The 15,199-nt window shown below is 70.9% G+C and carries 16 protein-coding genes; 5 read left to right on the forward strand and 11 right to left on the reverse strand.

What is annotated here, in order from left to right:
* Positions 1-21: 21 nt before the first annotated feature.
* The 6 genes from AB0N27_RS17035 to AB0N27_RS17060 form a co-directional block, all read right to left on the reverse strand.
* On the reverse strand, positions 22-798 hold the full coding sequence (locus tag AB0N27_RS17035) for a hypothetical protein (protein WP_364369807.1): 777 nt from the start codon (positions 796-798) through the stop codon (positions 22-24).
* A 92-nt stretch (positions 799-890) separates the two neighbouring features.
* Entirely contained in the window at positions 891-1,472 is a 582-nt protein-coding gene (locus AB0N27_RS17040; protein ID WP_364369810.1) for a DUF4178 domain-containing protein, read from the reverse strand.
* A gap of 82 nt (positions 1,473-1,554) precedes the next feature.
* Positions 1,555-2,409, reverse strand: coding sequence for a hypothetical protein (locus AB0N27_RS17045; protein ID WP_364369813.1), 855 nt, complete (start codon positions 2,407-2,409; stop codon positions 1,555-1,557).
* 69 nt (positions 2,410-2,478) lie between these two features.
* A complete protein-coding gene (locus tag AB0N27_RS17050; protein WP_364369816.1) occupies positions 2,479-2,859 on the reverse strand; it encodes a hypothetical protein in 381 nt (126 codons plus the stop codon).
* Positions 2,860-2,983: 124 nt separating this feature from the next.
* On the reverse strand, positions 2,984-5,575 hold the full coding sequence (gene clpB, locus AB0N27_RS17055; protein WP_364369819.1) for an ATP-dependent chaperone ClpB: 2,592 nt from the start codon (positions 5,573-5,575) through the stop codon (positions 2,984-2,986).
* 85 nt (positions 5,576-5,660) lie between these two features.
* A complete protein-coding gene (locus tag AB0N27_RS17060) occupies positions 5,661-6,305 on the reverse strand; it encodes a helix-turn-helix domain-containing protein (RefSeq protein ID WP_364369822.1) in 645 nt (214 codons plus the stop codon).
* A gap of 84 nt (positions 6,306-6,389) precedes the next feature.
* Between AB0N27_RS17060 and AB0N27_RS17065 the strand changes: the two genes are divergently transcribed.
* From AB0N27_RS17065 to AB0N27_RS17085, 5 genes are all read left to right on the forward strand, one after another.
* Positions 6,390-7,523 (forward strand): epoxide hydrolase family protein, encoded by a 1,134-nt coding sequence (locus AB0N27_RS17065; protein ID WP_364369825.1) that lies wholly within the window; start codon positions 6,390-6,392, stop codon positions 7,521-7,523.
* Between the two features lie 96 nt (positions 7,524-7,619).
* Complete coding sequence (locus AB0N27_RS17070) at positions 7,620-7,802, forward strand: GntR family transcriptional regulator (protein ID WP_364369828.1); 183 nt, start codon at positions 7,620-7,622, stop codon at positions 7,800-7,802.
* A gap of 154 nt (positions 7,803-7,956) precedes the next feature.
* On the forward strand, positions 7,957-8,457 hold the full coding sequence (locus tag AB0N27_RS17075; RefSeq protein ID WP_364369831.1) for a TrkA C-terminal domain-containing protein: 501 nt from the start codon (positions 7,957-7,959) through the stop codon (positions 8,455-8,457).
* Between the two features lie 5 nt (positions 8,458-8,462).
* Positions 8,463-9,674, forward strand: a complete 1,212-nt coding sequence (locus AB0N27_RS17080) for a cation:proton antiporter (RefSeq protein WP_364369834.1) — start codon at positions 8,463-8,465, stop codon at positions 9,672-9,674.
* Between the two features lie 141 nt (positions 9,675-9,815).
* Positions 9,816-10,247, forward strand: coding sequence for a hypothetical protein (locus AB0N27_RS17085; RefSeq protein WP_139583603.1), 432 nt, complete (start codon positions 9,816-9,818; stop codon positions 10,245-10,247).
* A 77-nt stretch (positions 10,248-10,324) separates the two neighbouring features.
* Here AB0N27_RS17085 and AB0N27_RS17090 read toward each other — a convergent pair whose 3' ends face one another.
* The 5 genes from AB0N27_RS17090 to dnaK form a co-directional block, all read right to left on the reverse strand.
* Complete coding sequence (locus tag AB0N27_RS17090) at positions 10,325-10,519, reverse strand: hypothetical protein (protein WP_364369837.1); 195 nt, start codon at positions 10,517-10,519, stop codon at positions 10,325-10,327.
* 128 nt (positions 10,520-10,647) lie between these two features.
* Positions 10,648-11,088 carry a helix-turn-helix transcriptional regulator gene (locus tag AB0N27_RS17095; RefSeq protein ID WP_030332087.1) on the reverse strand — a complete coding sequence of 147 codons (441 nt, stop codon included), beginning with the start codon at positions 11,086-11,088 and terminating at the stop codon, positions 10,648-10,650.
* A 30-nt stretch (positions 11,089-11,118) separates the two neighbouring features.
* Positions 11,119-12,306, reverse strand: a complete 1,188-nt coding sequence (gene dnaJ / locus AB0N27_RS17100) for a molecular chaperone DnaJ (protein WP_364369840.1) — start codon at positions 12,304-12,306, stop codon at positions 11,119-11,121.
* A gap of 82 nt (positions 12,307-12,388) precedes the next feature.
* The gene (grpE, locus tag AB0N27_RS17105; RefSeq protein ID WP_364369843.1) at positions 12,389-13,147 is read right to left on the reverse strand and encodes a nucleotide exchange factor GrpE; all 759 of its coding nucleotides are present in this window, start codon (positions 13,145-13,147) and stop codon (positions 12,389-12,391) included.
* Positions 13,148-13,194: 47 nt separating this feature from the next.
* Positions 13,195-15,072, reverse strand: coding sequence for a molecular chaperone DnaK (gene dnaK / locus AB0N27_RS17110; RefSeq protein WP_364369846.1), 1,878 nt, complete (start codon positions 15,070-15,072; stop codon positions 13,195-13,197).
* Between the last annotated feature and the right edge of the window lie 127 nt (positions 15,073-15,199).

The raw sequence follows: 15,199 nt of genomic DNA on the forward strand, positions 1-15,199 counted from the left end.
GGCGTCGTGCTTATCGAGCCGTCAGCTCGACGGCGGGGTCGTGCCGGGACGGTCGGCCGGCGGGGTGTCGTCCGGCCGGTCCGCACTGGACGGCGGGGTGCTCGGCTGCACCGGCCCCGGCGCCGACGGGTAACCCGGCTCGCCGGTCGACGGGTAACCCGGCTGACCGGACTGCCCGGGAGTCTGCGGGTACCCCGGGTAGCTGGCCCCCGGCGTCGGCGGCTCCCAGCCGACGGCGGGCTTACGGAAGAACTCGTTGGCCTTCGGCAGCGCCAGCAGGATCAGCGCCGCGAGAAGGGCGAGCAGGCTGACCACACCCAGCAGCAGGCTGACCGGGGTGACCCAGGACGGCACAGCCTCCTCGATGCGGCGCTGGACCTCCTCGCCGCTCGGGCCACCGGCGGTGTCCCCACCGCTGGTGAAGCTGCCGGCCGCACCACTGATGAGGCCGCCACCCGTGCAGCAGATCATGATGCCGCCGACGATCCAGGTGGTGATCCGGGAGCCGTTGCGGCCCTGGTTGTTGAACAGGGCCAGCACGCCCAGCACGATCGCGAGCAGCAGCAGCAGGATGCCGCTCCCGATACCGATGGCGAAGAAGACATCCGCCACCTGGTCGGGATTTTCAATGGAACTGCCCGCGTACGCGTCGCGGATCGCGTCCCGCGTCTTGCCGATGGTGGCGAGCGTGATGATCAGGCTGATCACCTGGCACGCGAGGAACAGGAAAAGCAGATAACTGGAAATCGTCACGATGGATGGCCGCTGACGGGCCGGCGTGCTCTGGGTATCGACCACGATTCTCCTTCCCTAGATCGCGCCCACACCGTATCGACAACCGGCCACCCGGGCATGCCGTGGCGGGCCGGCGCGTCCCCGCCCGACCGGGCTCAGTGCCCCTCGGTGGTGGGTCGGATCGCCAGGTCGGCGGGGTCGAGGAGGTCGCCGCGGGCCACCCGCCAGCCCTCCTCGCCGTACGCCTCGAAGGAGAGTCGGGCGGCGCCGCCGGACTGGTAGTCGTGGTAACGCATCGTCCCGGCCGACGGAAGTCCGGTCTCACCGATGGCGGTGTAGCGCGCCTGCCCGGTCTCGGACCAGGTGTACCGCCGCCCGTCGAGGTCGATCGTCGGGGCACCCGGGCTGACCTTCGCGCCGGGCTCGGCGGTCCAGAGCACCAGCTCCAACTCGGGGCCATCCTCCACGGAGAGCCGGCGTCGACCGCCGGACCCGTCGTCGAGCAGGTGCTGCACCCAGCTCCAGTCCCCCTCGACGAGGCGGATGGTGCCGCTGACGACATACTCCTGTTGGCGGATCCGCACGCGGTCGCCCAAGGCCAGGCGGTGCGGGCCGCCAGTCGGCGCCTCCGCCGGCCGGCCGCCGGGCCGGGCCGTGGCCGCCCGTCGGGCCCGCACGACGGCCACCACCGCCGCGAGCACACCGCCCGCCACCAGGGACGTCACCAGCGCGTCCACCCGACCACCTCCCCAGGTACGTCGGCGCAGACGTTAACAATCCTCGGCACCTGCGAGGGCCGTGCTGTGGCCGACAGCTCAGCTAGCGGGGGCCGTCGGGTGCGTCGTCCGGTGCCACCGCCGGCGGTTCGGGCGTCGTACCCGGGGTGAGGTGCGCGCTTGGGTCGGGGCAGATGAGGTAGCCGGGCGGGACCGGCGCACCCGGCGGCAGGAAGCCCGGCACACCCGCACCGGGCGGCACCAGTGGGACGCCCGGATAGCCGTAACCGGTCGGGGCGTAGGTCAGAACGGGCATCGTCCAGGGGACGGTGGGCGCCTCGGCGGGTGCGGTCGCCGGCACGAACCAGCGGTTCGCGGGCGGCAGCGCCAGCAGCAGGACCACCGCCGTGGTGAGCGTCAGGACGGTGAGTACGCCCAGACCCGCCGCCGGGAAGAACAGGTCGTCCCAGGGGTCGGTGCCGGCGTAGAGCGTGTCGAAGAACGTGGAGGTCTTCCATTCCGCGTCCCACTCCGCCGGCGGCTCCGTCTCCATCTCGGCGGTGGTCAGCAGGGGCACGAGGAACCCGCCGGAACAGCACTGGGCGAAGCAGACGAGCAGTTGCGTGCCACTGGCGACGAAGACCAGGATCCGCGCGACGTTGGCGCCCCGTCGGACCGGGGCGGCGGTCACCGCCAGCCACACCGCGAGCAGCACCGCCGGTACGCCGAAGATCAGCGCCATGGCGACGTTGCCCTGCCGTTCCCCGGCCACCTCGGCCGGGTCGGCGCCCGGCACCAGTCGCACCGCGCGGTCGATCTGGCTGTCGAAGTGCACCGCCTCGGCGGCCACCAGCGCGGCCAGGCCGAGCAGGACCAGCACCACGGTGAGTTGCAGCCAGAAGGCGACTGTCACGGTGGCGGGCCGGGGCGGGCGGATCGCGGTGGCGGGCGGACTCATGGCTCGCAACGTACGGCGGGTCACCGGCCGCCGGCAGGACCGATCGGACAGCCCCGACCGGCGAATGGATCATGCTGCGGTGAGGCGCTGGGTGGCGTAGTTCCCGAGGGTCTCGCGGTCCATCACGCACCCGACGAACGTGGTGAACTCGGTCGGGTCGTCCCGCAGCGACGTCCACGCCGCCCGGGCCGCCGCCGGATCGAGCCGTTCCAGCAGCGTGGCCGCGTACGCCCGGCCGGCGGGTGTGCCGTCGGCCAGCACCCGGTCGAGCTGTCGGCGTACCTCCTCGGGGTGGTCGGCGAGGGCGGCCTCGACCCGGTGGTACGCCTCGGTGACCGGCAGCAGCGTGTTGGCGATGCCGACACCGCCGAAGGCGAGAGTGTCAGCCGACACCAACTGGTCGACGGCCGCGTCGAGGTCCCGTTCCCACGCTTTCCGCATCCCGAACATGCCCTCACCCTTTCCCCGATCGTCCACCTCCCACCCTGTTGATCAAGAGGTTTGCGTCATCTGCGGACGTCCCGATGACGCAAACCTCTTGATCGTCGCCGCAGCCGGCCGGCGTGGGGCGCTGTCAGGCCGGGGTGACCGTGAGGGTGTTGGTGGCGGGGTCCAGGTCCGTCTTCACCGTGTCGCCGTCGCGGACCGACCCACTCAGCAGGGCCTTGGCCAGCTGGTCTCCGATGGCCGTCTGGACCAGGCGGCGCAGCGGGCGGGCACCGTAGATCGGGTCGTAGCCGTGCTCGGCCAACCACTGGCGCGCGGACTCGGTGATGTCCAGCGCCAGCCGGCGATCCGCCAGACGCCTGCGCATCCGGTCCAGCTGGATGTCGACGATGGACCGCAGGTCGTCCCCCCGCAGCGAGGCGAAGACCACGATGTCGTCCAGCCGGTTGAGGAACTCGGGCTTGAAGTGCGACCGGACCACTGCCAGCACACCCTCCCGGCGCTGCTCGTCGGCGAGCGTCAGGTCGCTGATCACCGACGACCCGAGGTTCGAGGTGAGGATCAGGATCGCGTTGCGGAAGTCCACAGTGCGGCCCTGACCGTCGGTGAGCCGACCGTCGTCGAGCACCTGGAGCAGCACGTCGAACACATCCGGATGCGCCTTCTCCACCTCGTCCAGCAGGATCACCGAGTACGGGCGGCGGCGTACCGCCTCGGTGAGCTGACCGCCCTCCTCGTAGCCGACGTAGCCGGGCGGGGCGCCGACCAGGCGGGCCACCGAGTGCTTCTCGCCGTACTCGCTCATGTCGATGCGGACCATGGCCCGCTCGTCGTCGAAGAGGAACTCGGCGAGCGCCTTCGCCAGCTCGGTCTTGCCGACACCTGTGGGGCCGAGGAAGAGGAAGCTGCCCGTCGGCCGGTCCGGGTCGGCGACACCCGCCCTCGCCCGGCGTACGGCGTCGGAGACCGCGCTCACGGCCTCGGCCTGGCCGACCACCCGGCTGGCCAGCGACTCCTCCATGCGCAGCAGCTTGGCCGTCTCGCCCTCCAGCAGCCGTCCCGCCGGGATGCCAGTCCAGGAGGCGACGACGGCCGCGATGTCGTCCGCGCCGACCTCCTCCTTGAGCATCGCGCCGTCGGCCTGGAGTCGGGCCAGCTCCTCGGCCGCCTGCGTCAGCTCCACCTTGAGGGCGGGGATGCGGCCGTAGCGCAGCTCGGCGGCGCGCTCCAGCTCGCCGTCGCGCTCGGCCCGTTCGGCCTCGCCGCCCAGACGTTCCAGCTCCTCCTTGGCGGTGGAGAGCTTGGTGATGTGGCTCTTCTCGGTCTGCCACCGCTCGGAGAGCACGGTGAGCTGTTCGCGTTTGTCGGCCAGTTCCTTGCGCAGCCGCTCCAGCCGCTCGGCGGAGGCCGCGTCCGGCTCCTTGGCCAGGGCCATCTCCTCGATCTCCAGCCGGCGGACCGCCCGCTCGATCTCGTCGACCTCGACCGGCCGGGAGTCGATCTCCATCCGCAGCCGGGACGCGGACTCGTCCACCAGGTCGATCGCCTTGTCCGGCAGGAACCGGTCGGTGATGTAGCGGTCGGAGAGGGTGGCGGCGGCGACCAGCGCGGCGTCGGTGATCCGTACGCCGTGGTGCACCTCGTAGCGCTCCTTGAGCCCCCGCAGGATGCCGATGGTGTCCTCGATGGTTGGCTCTCCGACTAGCACCGGCTGGAAGCGCCGCTCCAGCGCCGGGTCCTTCTCAATGTGCTCGCGGTACTCGTCTAGCGTGGTGGCGCCTACCATCCGCAGCTCACCACGGGCGAGCATCGGCTTGAGCATGTTGCCGGCGTCCATCGAGCCCTCGCCCTTGCCGGCGCCGACGACCGTGTGCAGCTCGTCGAGGAACGTGATGACCTGCCCGTTGGAGTTCTTGATCTCCTCCAGGACGGACTTCAGCCGCTCCTCGAACTGCCCCCGGTACTGCGCCCCGGCGACCATCGCGCCGAGGTCCAGTGAGACCAGCTTCTTGTCGCGCAGCGACTCGGGGACGTCGCCGGCCACGATCCGCTGGGCGAGACCCTCGACGATCGCGGTCTTTCCGACGCCGGGCTCGCCGATCAGCACCGGGTTGTTCTTGGTACGACGGGAGAGGACCTGGATGACCCGGCGGATCTCCGAGTCCCGGCCGATCACCGGGTCGATCTTGCCGTCGCGGGCGCTGGCGGTCAGATCGACGCCGTACTTGCTGAGGGCCTGGTAGGTCTGCTCCGGGTCGGCAGTGGTGACCCGCCGGTCCCCGCCCCGGACGGTCGGGAAGGCGGCCACAAGGGCCTCCTCGGTGGCACCCGCGGTCTTCAGCGCGCCGGACACCGCGCCACCCACCCGGGCCAGGCCGGCGAGCAGGTGCTCGGTGGACGTGTACTCGTCGCCAAGCGGCCGGGCGATCTGCTCGGCGGCGCCGATGGCGTTGACGAACTCGCGGGCCAGTGTCGGCTCGGCGATGCTGGAGCCCCGTGCCGCCGGCAGGGCGTCGACCGCCCGCTGGGCGGCCCGGCGCAGCTCGGCGGGGTCGGCCCCGACGGCGCGCAGCAGGCCGGCGGCGGTCGAGCCGTCGGTGTCCAGCAGGGACAGCAGCAGGTGCCAGGGCTCCACGGTGGCGTGGCCGCGCTGGTTGGCCAGCGCGACGGCACCGGTGATGGTTTCGCGGCTCTTGGTGGTGAGTCTTTCCGTGTTCATGGGCTCCCCCGGATCGGCGTTGTCCACTGGGTTGGACGCAACCAGAGTTGAGCGTATTCCACTCAACCTTAGCCTGTGACGGCTGTCACGTCCGCTGCCGCCACCGCCAGTCGAACTCACCAGCCGCCGGGGGCGGGCCGGGCAGCGGGTCGGCGTCCGGCACCGTGGACAGGCCGGCCAGCAACACCGCCAGCTGCCGGCGGCGCAGCTGCCCGGTCCGTTCGGGATCGGGTACGCGGACCGCGGCGCAGCCCTCCAGCAGCAGCCCAAGGTCCTGCACCACGACATCGGGGCGCAGCCGACCGCTGGCGTGCGCCCGGTCGACGAGTGCGGTGGCCAGTTCCCCGGCGCGTACCGCGTCGCGCCCCATCTCCTCTGTGGGGGCGAACGTGCCGGCCAGGTGGACGGTGAGCGAGTGCACGTCGGCGTCGACGATCCGGGCGAGGAATCCGGTGAACGCGGCCCAGTCGTCCGGCTCGGCGAGCGCCGCCTCGGCCTCCGCCAGATAGCGGCGAAGCCCGGCGTGGCAGAGCTGGCGCAGCAGGTCCTCCTTGCCCGCGTACCTCCGATAGAGGGCGCTGATGCCGACGCCCGCGCGTTCGGCGACGGCGGCGATCGGGGCCTTCGGGTCGTCGAGGAAGACCGCGCGGGCAGCTTCGAGGATCACCTCGTCGTTGCGGGCGGCCTGGGCGCGGCGCCCGGCAAGCGCGTTTCCGGAAGTCGTCGGCATGGCTCCACAGTAACAGTGGAACGGATCGTTCCGGTCTGCTACTGTTCTAACAGAACGAAACATTCCGTTCCGAAGGAGCCCCGCATGACCGGCACCGCGATCCGCCCGTTCCGCGTCGAGATCCCGCAGACCGCCCTCGACGACCTGGCCACCCGACTGGACCGCACGATCTGGCCCGCCGAGCTGCCCGGCGTCGGCGACACGTACGGGATGAGCGGCGACCGAGTCCGCGCGCTCGCCGACCGTTGGCGCGACGGGTTCGACTGGCGGGCCGTCGAGGCCCGGCTGAACGCCCACCCGCAGTTCGTCACCGAGATCGACGGTGAGCAGATCCACTTCCTGCACGTCAGGTCGTCCCGGCCGGACGCCACAGCCCTGGTGCTCACCCACGGCTGGCCCGGCTCGGTGCTCGAATACCTGGACGTCATCGGCCCGCTCACCGAGCCGAACGACCCGGCAGCGCCGGCCTTCCACCTGGTCATCCCGTCGCTGCCCGGTTTCGGGTTCTCCGGCCCCACCCGCAGCGCCGGCTGGAACCGGCACCGCACGGCCCGCGCCTGGGCCGAGCTGATGAACCGCCTGGGGTACGACAGCTACGGCGCGGTCGGCAACGACGGCGGCTCGTTGATCTCGCCGGAGCTGGGCCGGATCGACCGCAAGCACGTGCTCGGCGTGCACGTCACCCAGATCTTCTCGTTCCCGTCCGGCGACCCGGCCGAGTTCGCCGACCTGTCCGAGGCGGACCAGGCGGCGCTGGCGCACCTCCAGTGGTTCTACGAGAACAAGTTCTCCTTCAACCAGGTGCACAGCCAGCAGCCGCAGACCCTGGCGTACGCGCTGGCCGACTCGCCCGTCGGGCTGCTGGCCTGGAACGCGCAACTCTTCGACGAGAGCCTGGACGCCGAGTTCATCCTGGCCAACGTCGCCCTCTACTGGTTCACCGGCACCGCCGCCTCGGCGATCCGCTTCTACTGGGAGGACGCGCACACCGACGAGCAGCCGGCCGAGCCGACGACGGCGCCCACCGCGGTGGCCATGTTCCCCGGCGACTTCCAGTCCATCCGCCGCTTCGCCGAGCGGGACCACGCGAACATCGTCCGCTGGACGGCGTACGGCACGGACGTCGATGGGCGCGGCGACGTCGGCGGCCACTACGCCGCCCACCAGGCGACCGACGTCCTGGTCGACGACATCCGCGAGTTCTTCGCGCAGCTCTGATCGACTCGGTTTCCTGGAAGTCGGGGTGTCCGGATCTCTCGGACACCCCGACTTCCGTGATGTCGAGTCGATCAGGCTCGCCGGGGTAGGCGGGCGGTGCAGGGCGTCTCGTGGTCGGCGCGGAGCACGAAGCTGCCGAGCCGATCGCAGCTCTGCAACGAATACGGCGTGTCGGACACCGTGGTCGGCAAGGCCATGATGATCCTCCGCGCGACCGGGCTCACCGAGACGCTGGAAGGCGTCGGCGTGTTCGTGGCGGAGAAGCCACCGACCTCCTGACGGGTCGACGGCTCTAGATCGACACGAGATCGCCGATGTCGGGGTGTCCCGCTCGCTGGATACCCCCACATCGGCGATGTCGAGTCGATCAAGGCTGCGCTGCCGATCAGCGTCCAAGATCTGCGTTTCGTTAACGAGGCGGTAGCCTTGGTGGGTGCGAGTACGTGTCGAGCAGACCGCCTTACCCGGGATCGGGGTACGTCACGATCTGGTGACGGAGTCCGGACGCCGCCTGGGCGTCGTCTCCCACCGCAATGGTCGCCGTGACCTGGTCCTCTACGATCCCGACGACCCCGACTCCTGCCAGGCGGACATCCCGCTGACCGACGACGAGGCGGAGGCGCTTGCCGACATCCTCGGCGCGTCGCTGATGCTCGGTCAGCTCTCCGGGCTCCGCGAGCAGGCCGCCGGCCTGCTCACCGAGCAGATCGCCATCACGGCGGGGTCGCGGTACGTCAACAGGCAGCTCAGCGAAACCAAGGCGCGTACCCGCACCAGCGCCTCCATCGTGGCGGTGCTGCGTGACGGCGAGGTCATCGTCTCGCCGCTTCCCTCCTTCCGCTTCGCGGCCGGCGACGTGGTGGTCGTTGTCGGGACCCGCAGGGGTCTCGACGGCGTGTCCGCCATCCTCGCCGACAGTGACCCGGACGGCTGAGGCGGATGCACGACTCCACCACACTGCTCGTCGAAGTCGGCGCGCTGCTCCTCCTGCTCGGTGTCCTCGGTCGGCTCAGCCGTCGCGTAGGCCTCTCACCCATCCCCCTCTACCTGCTGGCCGGGCTCGCCTTCGGGCACGGCGGGCTGCTCCCGCTGGCCGCCAGCGAGGAGTTCTTCGCGGTCGGCGCCGAGATCGGCGTCATCCTGCTGCTGGTGATGCTCGGCCTGGAGTACTCGGCCAACGAACTCGTCGGCAACCTCCGGTCGGCGGCCCCGGCCGGGCTGATCGACGGGGTGCTCAACGCGCTGCCCGGCGCGGCGTTCGCCCTGCTGCTCGGCTGGGACTGGGTGGCGGCCCTGGTGCTCGGCGGCATCACCTGGGTCTCCTCCTCCGGGGTGATCGCCAAGGTCCTCGCCGACCTGGGCCGACTGGGTAACCGGGAAACCCCTGTCATCCTCTCGGTCCTCGTGATCGAGGACCTGGCGATGGCGCTCTACCTGCCGCTGGTCACCGCGGTACTGGCCGGGACCGGCCTGCTCGGCGGCGGCATCGCACTCACCGTCGCAGTGGGCACGGTGCTGATCGTGCTGGTGGTAGCCATCCGGTACGGCCACCTCATCTCGTCCGCCCTGTCGGCGAAGGACCCGGAGGCGCTGCTGCTCGGCGTACTCGGTCTGACCCTGCTGATCGCCGGCATCGCGGCGAAGCTCCAGGTGTCGGCGGCGGTCGGCGCGTTCCTGGTCGGCATCGCGCTCTCCGGCCCGGTGGCGCACCACGCGACCGAACTGCTCTCCCCCCTGCGGGACCTGTTCGCCGCCGTGTTCTTCGTGTTCTTCGGCCTGGTCACCGATCCACGGGACATCCCGCCGGTGCTGCTGCCGGCGCTCGCCCTGGCCATCGTCACCATGGCGACGAAGACGCTCACCGGTTACCTGGCGGCCCGACGGGTCGGCATCGCCGAACCCGGTCGTTGGCGGGCCGGCCTGGCACTCGTACCCCGTGGTGAGTTCTCCATCGTCATCGCCGGGCTCGCGGTAGCCGCCGGCAGCGTCGAGCCTCGGCTGGCGGCCCTGGCCACGGCGTACGTGCTCATCACAGTGGTGACCGGCCCGATGCTGGCCCGACTGCCCGACTTCCCGTGGTTCAAACGGTGGCTGCGCACCCGCGCCGCCGCGGCGGCCCAACGCACGGTGCCGGTTCCGATCCAGGACTGACGCCGCTCCGGCCAACGGTTGCCGAATTGCTCCGCACGGGGACTACCGCAGCACCCGGCGGCGGGTTACCGTTTCGCCCCAGCAGCCAGCGTTCGCGGGTGGGCACGTGCCCACCCGCGGGCGAGAGCGGAAGGTTGGCCGGTGAGCGTGCAGGAGTCGACGTTCCACGGCTTCGCCAACCCCGTCGATCCAACTCCGGCGGAGTTGCGAGCTTGGGCGTACCAGCCCGATTCGGTGCCGTTGGCTTCCATGCCACCGGACTGGGACCTCCTGGTCTCCGGTGACCGGCTGGTGCTGACGCTCTTCGATCTGGCGATGGACCCGACCTGTCCGGCTCGGCGCTTCGCGCTGCACTGCCTCTACATCTACGCGGCCGACGGCATCCGGACGAAATTCCGCGCCCACCCCAAGCGCCGCTTCCGCAAGCTGGTGGAGCAGGCCGAGCGGGAGGGCGACGAGCTGATGAAGATCTGGGCACACAACGGCCGGGTGCTGCTGGCCCGCCCGGATCTGTTCGTCTACCGGGACTGGTGCGAAGGCGGCCTGGTCCGCGAGAACCGCCGCCTCGGCTGAGCTGGTCGCGGCAGGGAGTCAGCAGGGCGAACGGGCCGGGACCCCCCGTGGGTCCCGGCCCGCACGTCGGTCACCGGTCAGTCCCGCTTGCGTTCGGTCTCGGCTCGGGCCTGGTCGACGCCGTGGTCGGTCTGGTCCGCGAACCGCCCCTCTTTGATCCGGTCCCGGAAGGTTCCCTCGGTGACCTTGTCGAACTTCTCGCGGACGGTGTCGGCCAGGTTCTCCAACCGTTCCTCGGTCTGTTGGGCGACCTTCTTCGCCGGCTCCGCCACTGCTCCCCCTCGCCATGCCGACAGGTCCGAATTAAGCCGGTTGGACCTGTATCGACAGATTAACGGAAGCGGCCCGGCACGCGCCGGGAAATCGGGGCGCGGGCCGGGCCGGAAAAGCGAAGAAGAGGTCAGCGATCGGGCGTACGGCGGGGCCGCCAGACCACCAGCGCGGTGGACGTGCGATTGGTGGGCACGAGATCACGGCCCGGGAAACGGGCAAGCGACTCCAGCTCGGCCACCCGGCGGTACGCGGCGTCCAACTCCGCCTCCAGCCGGGCCACCCGCTGCTGCGCCTGCTCCAGCAGACGCTCCAGCCCGATGATCCGCTTGACCCCGGCGAGGTTGATCCCGTCGTCCTGGCTGAGCCGCTGCACCTCGCGCAGCAGCACCACGTCGCGCACGCTGTACCGACGCCCGCCACCGGCCGCCCGACCGGGCTGCACCAGCCCCAGCCGGTCGTACTGGCGCAGGGTCTGCGGATGCATCCCCGCCATCCGCGCCGCGACCGAGATCATCAGCACCTTGGCCTCGTAGGCAGGGTCACCCGAACCGAGGAACTCGCCCGACATGCCGCTCACCTCCGCGTCCATCCCACCGGACTAACTGACCCGACGCACCCGAGCGTCGAGATGTTCCCGCGCAGCCGGCGGACTCTGCTCGGCGAACGCCTCCAACGCCGTACGCGCCTCGTCGGACAGTCGAGCCGGCACCACCACGTCCAACGTGACGAGCAGATCGCCTGCCTGCCCGTCGCGGCGCACCACACCCTTGCCCCGCGCCCGCAGCACCCGGCCGCTCGGCGTACCCGGCGGCACCCGCAGGGTCACCGCGCCGTCGAGCGTGGGCACCCGCAGGTCCGTGCCGAGCACTGCCTCCGCGAACGTCACCGGCACGGTAAGGGTCAGGTCGTCACCGGTACGCCCGAACAGCTCGTCCGGCCGGACCTTGACGTGCACGAACAGGTCGCCGGCCGGACCGCCGCGCTCGCCCGGCTCACCGCGCCCGGCCAGCCGGATGCGTTGGCCGTCGGCCACCCCGGCCGGGAAGCGCACGTTCATCGTGCGGGTCTTGGTGACCCCACCGCTGCCGTGGCACTCGGGGCACTTCTCCTCGACCACGGTGCCGACGCCCTGGCAGTTGCGGCACGGCTCGGAGAAGCTGAACGACCCCTGGTTGCGGGTGGTGACCCCGGCGCCGTGGCAGACCGGACAGGTACGAGGTTGGGTGCCGGGCTTGGCGCCGTTGCCGTGGCAGGTGTCGCAGACACCCGGGGCGCGCAGCGTGAGGGGCAGTGTCACCCCGCGTACCGCGTCGCCGAAGTCGAGCGCCACCTCGGTCTCGACGTCCCGACCACGGGCCGGACCGCGCGGCGCGGCCTGCCCGGCGCCCTGCCCACCGGAGAAGATCGAACTGAACAGGTCCTGGAAACCGGCACCGCCGAAGCGACGGTCACCACCTCCGGCAGCGCCGCCGCCGAACAGGTCGGAGACGTCGAACGGCATACCGCCCGGCTGGCCGCCGCCCCGGGCGTTGCGCCGGAACGCGCCCGACCCGAACAGCGAACGCATCTCGTCGTACTCCCGGCGGCGGCCGGCGTCCGAGAGCACGTTGTACGCCTCGGACGCGGCCTTGAACCGCTCCTCGGCCTTGGCGTCGCCCGGGTTGTGGTCCGGGTGCGACTCCCGCGCCACCTTGCGGTACGCCTTCTTGATGTCATCCGCGGAGGCGGCCTTGTCCACGCCGAGCACGGCGTAGAAGTCCTTCTCGAGCCAGTCCTTCGAACTCACCGGTCCACCCCCTTCCAACAGTCGTGGCCCGGCCGTCCCGCCCGCCGCGCGGCGGGCGGGACGGCCCGGTCACCGTCTCGCACTATTCCGGATCCGCGACCGCGACAAGAGCGGGGCGCAGCAGCCGCTCACCGAGCTGGTAGCCGCGCCGCATGACCTGCACGCAGGTCGGTTCGCTGACCTCGGTCGAGGTCTGGTGCGCGACCGCCTCGTGCCGGGTCGGGTCGAACGGGTCGCCCTGCTCGCCGAAGGCGTTCAGACCGAACTTGCCGAGCGCGGTGGTGAGCTGTTCCGCCACCGTGCCGAACGGTCCGACCAGGTCGCCGTGTTCCCGAGCCCGGTCCAGGTCGTCCAGGATCGGCAGCAGCGCGGCCAGCACCGAACCGGTCGCCTGCTCCTGCACCAGGCTGCGGTCCCGGTCCACCCGCTTGCGGTAGTTGGCGTACTCCGCCGACACCCGTTGCAGGTCCCGGGTCCGCTCGTCCAGCTCGGCCCGCAGCGCCTCCAGCTCGGCACCGAGGGCGGTGCCGGGGGCGCCGCCGTCCGCCGGCTTCGCCGGGGCGTCCACCACCGGCGGGCCGGACGGCTCCGGACCGTCGGTGGAGTTGACCTCGACCTCGATCTCGTCGACCACGATCTCGGCGTCCTCGACGAGGCCCTCGGCGGGAACGTCGCTCCCCGCGTCGGCGGCCGCGCCCTCCGGCTCCGTCGCGTCGCTGATCTTGCGGTTGTTGCGGATGACGACCCGCTCCTCGGCACCGGTGTTGGGCTCCGTGGGCGCGGAGCCACCCGGCGTCGACCCGGTGTCGCCCGGGTCGGCGGCTCGTGGCTTCTGCGTCATGCGGCTACCTCATCCCTTCGCCGTGGATTCGTGTCGGAGGCCGACGGTCACTTCTTGCCGTCCTCGTCCACGATCTCCGCGTCGACCACGTCGTCGCCGCCACCGGTGCCGCCGGCCTGCGGGCCGGTCGCACCGGTCGCGCCGGTCGCGCCCGGGCCGGCCTCGCCGCCCGGCTGCTGGCCCTGCTCGGCCTGCTGGGCGTAGAGCAGCGAACCGGCCTGCTGGGAGACCTGCGCCAGCCGCTCGTGCGCCGACTTGATCTTCTCGATGTCCTGACCACCGAGGGCGCCGCGCAGCTCGCCGAGCGCCTCGTTGAGCTGCTCCCGGTTCTCGGTGGGCAGCTTGTCGCCGCTCTCGGCGAGGAACTTCTCGGTCTGCCACTGCAGCGCCTCGGCCACGTTGCGGGTCTCGGCGTCGTCGCGGCGACGCTTGTCCTCCTCCGCGTGCTCCTCGGCGTCCCGGCGCATCCGCTCGATGTCGTCCTTCGGCAGCGAGGAGCCGCCGGTGATCGTCATCTTCTGTTCCTTGCCGGTGCCCAGGTCCTTGGCGTGCACGTTGACGATGCCGTTGGCGTCGATGTCGAAAGCGACCTCGATCTGCGGCACGCCGCGCGGCGCCGGCGGAAGGCCGGTCAGCTCGAAGGTGCCGAGCTTCTTGTTGTAGGCCGCGATCTCCCGCTCACCCTGGAACACCTGGATGAGCACCGACGGCTGGTTGTCGTCAGCCGTGGTGAACACCTCGGAGCGCTTGGTCGGGATCGTGGTGTTGCGCTCGATGAGCTTGGTGAAGATGCCGCCCTTGGTCTCGATGCCCAGGCTCAGCGGGGTCACGTCGAGCAGCAGGACGTCCTTGACCTCACCCTTGAGCACACCGGCCTGGAGGGCGGCGCCGACGGCGACCACCTCGTCCGGGTTGACGCCCTTGTTGGGGTCGCGGCCGGTGAGCTGCTTGACCAGGTCGGTCACGGCGGGCATCCGGGTCGAGCCACCGACGAGGATGACGTGCTCGACGTCCGAGATCTTGATCCCGGCGTCCTTCACGGCCTGCTCGAACGGGCCCTTGCAGCGGTCCAGCAGATCCTGCGTCATCCGCTGGAACTCGGCGCGGCTGAGCGTCACGTCGAGGTGCAGCGGGCCGGCGGAGCCGGCGGTGATGTACGGCAGGTTGATGTTGGTGGTGGTGGCGGCCGACAGCTCGATCTTGGCCTTCTCGGCGGCCTCACGGAGCCGCTGGAGGGCCATCTTGTCCTGGCCGAGGTCGATGCCGTGCTCACCGCGGAACGTCTTGACCAGGTGGTCGATGATCCGCTGGTCCCAGTCGTCACCGCCGAGGTGGTTGTCACCGCTCGTCGACTTGACCTCGATGACGCCTTCGGCCAGCTCGAGCAGCGACACGTCGAAGGTGCCGCCGCCGAGGTCGAAGACCAGGACGGTCTGCTCCTTGGAGCCCTTGTCCAGCCCGTACGCCAGGGCGGCCGCGGTCGGCTCGTTGACGATCCGCAGCACGTTGAAGCCGGCGATCTCACCGGCCTCCTTGGTGGCCTGGCGCTGGCTGTCGTTGAAGTAGGCCGGAACGGTGATCACCGCGTCGGTGATCTGCTCGCCCAGGTACGCCTCGGCGTCCCGCTTGAGCTTCATCAGGGTCCGGGCCGAGATCTCCTGCGGGGTGTACTTCTTGCCGTCGATGTCGACGGACCAGTTCGTGCCGACCTCGCGCTTGACCGAGCGGATCGTCCGGTCCGGGTTGGTCACCGCCTGGCGCTTGGCGACCTCACCGACGAGCACCTCGCCGTTGCGGGCGAACGCGACGATCGACGGGGTCGTCCGCGAGCCCTCAGCGTTGGCGATGACGGTGGGCTCACCGCCCTCGAGAACGCTGACGCAGGAGTTCGTCGTGCCGAGGTCGATACCGACCGCACGTGCCATCTTCGCTTCCTCACTTCGTAAGGTTGTGCAGGTGACGGGCACCGCCCGCGCTGCCTGGCGGGCACCGCCCGCAGCGGACCACACCACAAGTTGAGTGAACTTGACTCAATAGTGCCACGCCCCGGCG

Source organism: Micromonospora sp. NPDC093244 (genome assembly GCF_040683695.1).
Lineage (GTDB): Bacteria > Actinomycetota > Actinomycetes > Mycobacteriales > Micromonosporaceae > Micromonospora.